Source organism: Aurantimicrobium sp. (assembly GCF_036667855.1).
Lineage (GTDB): Bacteria > Actinomycetota > Actinomycetes > Actinomycetales > Microbacteriaceae > Aurantimicrobium.
Genome location: NZ_JAVWTF010000083.1, coordinates 1 through 3,830 on the forward strand (window position 1 = coordinate 1; position 3,830 = coordinate 3,830).

The 3,830-nt window shown below is 53.5% G+C and carries 5 protein-coding genes and 1 pseudogene; 2 read left to right on the forward strand and 4 right to left on the reverse strand.

From position 1 onward, the window contains the following. A pseudogene (locus RR877_RS09955) lies at positions 1-1,324 on the forward strand (glycine dehydrogenase (aminomethyl-transferring)); the annotation flags it as partial. A gap of 6 nt (positions 1,325-1,330) precedes the next feature. On the opposite strand, the gene RR877_RS09960 reads toward RR877_RS09955, so the two are convergent. Then, entirely contained in the window at positions 1,331-1,672 is a 342-nt protein-coding gene (locus RR877_RS09960; RefSeq protein ID WP_110234019.1) for a HepT-like ribonuclease domain-containing protein, read from the reverse strand. Next, positions 1,669-2,178 carry an XRE family transcriptional regulator gene (locus RR877_RS09965; protein ID WP_280804798.1) on the reverse strand — a complete coding sequence of 170 codons (510 nt, stop codon included), beginning with the start codon at positions 2,176-2,178 and terminating at the stop codon, positions 1,669-1,671. The genes RR877_RS09960 and RR877_RS09965 overlap by 4 nt, the downstream gene beginning before the upstream one ends. Positions 2,179-2,237: 59 nt before the next feature. On the opposite strand from RR877_RS09965, the gene RR877_RS09970 reads away from it, so the two are divergent. Beyond that, a complete protein-coding gene (locus RR877_RS09970; RefSeq protein WP_332619159.1) occupies positions 2,238-2,786 on the forward strand; it encodes a cysteine hydrolase family protein in 549 nt (182 codons plus the stop codon). Here the strand turns inward: RR877_RS09970 and RR877_RS09975 are convergent. Then, entirely contained in the window at positions 2,783-3,385 is a 603-nt protein-coding gene (locus tag RR877_RS09975) for a TetR/AcrR family transcriptional regulator (RefSeq protein ID WP_332619158.1), read from the reverse strand. The two genes, RR877_RS09970 and RR877_RS09975, sit on opposite strands and share 4 nt — an antisense overlap. A 51-nt stretch (positions 3,386-3,436) precedes the next feature. Next, positions 3,437-3,830 (reverse strand): hypothetical protein (locus RR877_RS09980; protein ID WP_332628101.1); only part of this gene is annotated, 394 nt, incomplete at its 5' end.

The following is a 3,830-nucleotide window of genomic DNA, read 5'->3' on the forward strand; positions in this document are numbered from 1 at the left end:
GGATGTTGCCGGTTACGTTGAACTCATTGCTCAGCTCGAGAAGTGGCTTGTTGACCTCACCGGATACAACACCGTTTCCCTCCAGCCCAACGCGGGAAGCCAGGGCGAGCTTGCTGGTCTGCTCGCTATTCGTGGATACCACTTGGCCAACGGTGACACTCAGCGCACCGTCTGCTTGATTCCTTCCAGTGCCCACGGCACCAACGCAGCCTCTGCAGTTCTAGCTGGCATGAGCGTGGTTGTGGTCGCCTGTGATGAGGTCGGAAACGTTGACCTCGATGACCTGCGCGCCAAGATCGCCGAGCACGGTGACACACTCGCTGCTCTCATGATCACCTACCCCTCCACTCACGGTGTGTATGAGCACGCAGTGCCCGACATCACTGCTGCTGTTCACGCAGCAGGCGGCCAGGTTTATGTTGATGGTGCGAACCTCAACGCGATGACCGGTTTTGCGCGCTTCGGTGACTTTGGTGGCGACGTCTCCCACCTGAACCTGCACAAGACCTTCTGCATCCCTCACGGTGGTGGCGGTCCCGGTGTGGGCCCCGTCGCAGCAAAGGCGCACCTTGCTCCTTACCTGCCTAGCCACTTCGCGATCCAGAACCCTCACCACGTCTTGGTGGAAGGCGACACCGTCTCTACCGTTACTCATGACGGTGCTCAGATCTCAGCTGCTCCTTACGGTTCGCCCAGCATTCTCCCTATTTCATGGGCATACGTGCGCATGATGGGTGAGCAGGGCATTCGCGATGCAACAGCATCTGCTGTTCTCGCAGCGAACTACATTTCCAAGCGCCTCGCGGATTACTACCCCACCCTCTACACCGGTGACAACGGTCTGGTTGCGCACGAGTGCATCCTCGACCTGCGTCCACTGACCGCAGAGACCGGTGTGACCGTAGATGATGTCGCGAAGCGTTTAGTGGACTTCGGTTTCCACGCTCCCACCATGAGCTTCCCTGTTGCGGGAACGCTCATGATTGAGCCCACCGAGTCGGAAGATTTGGATGAGATCGAACGCTTCATCAACGCCATGATCACCATCAAGGCTGAGGCTGACGCTGTTCTTGCTGGTGAGTGGCCTGCAGATGACAACCCCCTACACAACGCTCCTCACACCGCAGCTTCGATTGCAGGGGAGTGGAACCACCCTTACTCCCGCGAAAAGGCTGTCTATCCCTTCGCGGAAGGTCTCGACGCTGCCACCCGCACTATGCGCGTGCGGAGCAAGTACTGGGCACCGGTTCGTCGCATCGACAACGCTTATGGGGACCGTAACCTGGTGTGCTCCTGCCCACCACCAGAGGCGTTTGAGAACTAACATTTCTCAATCTTGAATTGATAAGCCCCTCAAAGCAGCATGAAGCTGGTTGAGGGGCTTATCTAATGTTTCCCAAATCATTTCCGCGTCTACGGTGAAGTAGTGGTGACCAATGAGGTCGCGCTGACGCATTATTTTGCTCCAGGGGACTTCCGGCAGCGTCTCTCGTTGACTAGCGCTGAGAGACTTCACCGCTTCACCAATGATGAATAGTTGAAAAGTGACGGCGGCCAACACCGTCTCTTCAATTTCATCCTCAGAATGTTTCTCGAGTAATGCTTTGCTTCTGTGGATGGACTGGATGGCTTTCAGGATGTCGCTAATACGTTGTTTGTCGCTTCGGGTCATAAAGGAACTGCCTCTCGATGAGCGTGTAAAGCTACATGCTCAGCGAGGACAGAACGGGGGGCTACATCAATCTGTTGAAAAAGTATTTCTTGAAGGGCATCGGAAGCATCAAGCAAAGGCATCAAGCCATACTTTCTCGCGTCAAAATCAACCATGATGTCGATGTCAGAAGTTTCTGTTTCCTCGCCTCGGGCGACGGAGCCAAACACTGCCGGGTTGAACATGTCAAAACCGGCGAGGATCTCGATGATCTGTTTTCTTTTGGCCTGAACCAGAGCCATTATTCCTCGGCGAACATCCAGTTGCCGAGGGGAACTCGTTGCAGTGAGCTCGAGCGTGGCGCCAGCAGCAGCCAGAATTCTTTCCAATGTCACCAGGGTGGGGACTGCTTCACCTGACTCGTATTTGCTCAAGGTCGCTTGTGATGTTCCGGCACGCAGTGCTAACTCGGTCTGAGTGAGACCACTTTGAAGTCGAGCCTCAGAAATGAGAGTGGAGATGACCATAACTAATTATATCAATATTGATATAAGTGTTATAGGCGGCAGCAGAGTAACCTGAAGCCATGACGAAGAACGCTCTCATCGTGATTGATGTCCAGCAGGGTTTTGACCAGCTGGATTACTGGGGACCGCGAAATAACCCTGCATGTGAAGACAACATTCGTTCCTTGCTCGGGAAATGGCGTTCCGAAGGTCAACCTGTCGTGTTGGTACGTCATGATTCTGTTGGCGCAACCTCGCCCCTTCGTCCGGGGCAGTCGGGCAACTATTTCAAATCTGGAATAGATGGAGCTCATGACCTCCTTATTTCGAAGCAGGTGAACTCAGCTTTCTATGGAACGCCTGACCTCGATGCGTGGCTCAAGGCAGCAGGAATTTCTTCAGTCACAATTTGTGGCATCACGACGAACCACTGTTGTGAAACAACGGCACGCATGGCAGGAAATCTTGGTTATGACGTCACGTTCGTACTGGATGCTACGCACACTAATGACCGGAAAGATGTTGAGGGAAAAATCATACCCGCTGACGAAATAGCACGCATCACCGGGGCAAACCTCAACGGTGAATTCGCTACGGTCCGTTCAACCGCAGAGGTGCTTGGCGATTAGTTGAGAATAGCCTTGTCAATCACGTGCATCACGAGGTTGATCCAGGCTTCGGGGTCAACCTTTTCGGGAGCGATGTCGTCGACGACGCGACCGACCGTGTAGGCCTGAACAAAGACAGCTGCTGCGCGAGCATCAACACCAGTCGACATCCAGCCCTTGTTCTGGGCTTCAATAAACAGATCAGTAAAGGCATCGGTCAGACGCTGTTGTTCAGCACCAAGCGCGTCGTGGAATCGGGGGCTGCTATAGGTCAGACCCGCTGCACGAGCACGCTCCAGGCGGAAACTTGAACGTTCTTGTGCCTGGTTGTAGACGTTAATCTGGCGCAGAGACTCAAGGAGTTCTTCGCGTGAGTTCACAGTGGCCAGGATCTGAGCAAGTGCATCGATTGTGGCATCCACGTTCACGCCGAAGCGAGAGATGAGTGCAGCTTCAAGGAGATCTTCGAAGTCCTCGAAGTGGTGATAGAGCGAACCCTTAGAAACCCCCGAGGCTGTCAACACCTGATCGGCTGTGATGTGTTCTGGATCAGAACCATCCAGCAGTTCCGCCATCGTCTCAATAAGACGATCGCGGGTGGGGTGTGAAGATTTCGCCATAGTTAATTCTAAACCGCATTGTGAAGCGGAAAATTGGACGAAAGGTATTTATTACTGGGCTGTCGCGGGCTCAACAGCAGAGTCAAAGAGCTTCTGTGCTTCCTCGCTGAGCCCATAGGAAGACACCACGATCTGAGGAACGTTAACGCCCGTCGCCTTGCCGGAAATAACAGAGGTCATGACGAGGTCATTTTTGGTGTGAAGTTCGATGGTGAAATCAGTACCCGTAATTTTGAAGATGTTGTCACTGAGCTTGAATTCTGCGTCCGCGAACGTCTTCGAGTCGAGGAGCTTTTTCAATGCATTGATGGAGATTGACTTAGCTTCATCAAAAGTCGGAGTGGTCTTGTCGCCCAGGTTTGCTGTGACAACCTGCTTGCCTTCGGGTGCGCTGGGGTCATAGACAAGGACGAATTCTTTATCGGCAACCGAAAGAGTCTCAGTT